1 protein-coding gene and 1 pseudogene are annotated in these 968 nt (G+C 79.9%); one reads left to right on the plus strand and one right to left on the minus strand.

Annotated elements, in window-relative coordinates; translation table 11 throughout:
* Positions 1-189, plus strand: a 189-nt coding sequence (locus EAO71_RS35155) for an SDR family oxidoreductase (RefSeq protein ID WP_147981887.1), incomplete at its 5' end; no start/stop codon positions are given.
* Between the two features lie 286 nt (positions 190-475).
* Here EAO71_RS35155 and EAO71_RS35160 read toward each other — a convergent pair.
* Positions 476-968: pseudogene (locus EAO71_RS35160) on the minus strand (hypothetical protein); the annotation flags it as partial.

The raw sequence follows: 968 nt of genomic DNA on the forward strand, positions 1-968 counted from the left end.
CGGGTCGCGGCGGTACGGGACGAGCCGGGCGGCGCCGCGTATCTGGAGGAGGTCCTGCGCATGCACCCGATGGCCCGGCTCGGCGAGCCGGCGGAGGTGGCGGCGGCGATCCTCTTCCTCGCGTCGCCCGAGGCCTCGTTCGTCACGGGCGCGGTCCTGCCGGTGGACGGCGGCTACCTGGCCCAGTGACGGCCCCGCGGGGCGGCGCGGGGACCCGTCCGGCCCCGGTGGACGGGGCCCGGTGGACGGGGCCCGGTGGACGGCGCGACGCCGGAGGCCCGGCGGACGGCACGACTCCGCCGGAGCCGGCGCGTCCGGCGGAGTCGTGCTCCCGCTCCCCGTCGCGGCCGGGACCGCCGGGACGGGGAGCGGGGAACCGGGCCCCGGGACGACCGGAGCCGGTCGTCCCGGGGGCGGGGCCTCCGCGCGGCGGGTCCCGGGGGCTTCGGGACCCGCCGCGTGGAGGACCGCGCGATCAGCCGGCGGTCTCCCGGCGGCGACGGCGGGCGGCCACCACCGGCAGGGACAGCGCCAGGACCACGCCCGCGCAGGCCGCCGCGGAGGCCGTCGTGAGCGGCGGTTCCTCGGCGCGAGCCGGGGACGGGGTGCCGTAGCCGCCGGCCGCGCCCCTCCCGGCGTAGGCCGAGCCGGGCAGCTTGTCGCCGTAGGCCGCCGCGACCCGGGCCCGGTAGGCGGTCAGGCTCGTGCCGTTCCGGCCGACCGCGCGCACGGCGTCCTCGTCGAGGGGCAGCACCTTCGCTCCCCTCTGGACGTACCAGGCGTCGATCTGCGGTTCCCGGAAGACGATCCCGCCGGGCAGGGCCCGCGCCCCCTGGGCGGTGTAGCGGGTCTCGTCGTCCCCGGTGGCGATGTTCACCACCTGCCAGGCGCCGTCCGGCCCCCGCACGGTCCACAGCGAGGCAGTCCGGCCGTCCGGGGCCACCGCCTTGCTGGCGTGGAACTCGACC

Source organism: Streptomyces sp. MS191 (genome assembly GCF_008042125.1).
Classification (GTDB): domain Bacteria; phylum Actinomycetota; class Actinomycetes; order Streptomycetales; family Streptomycetaceae; genus Streptomyces.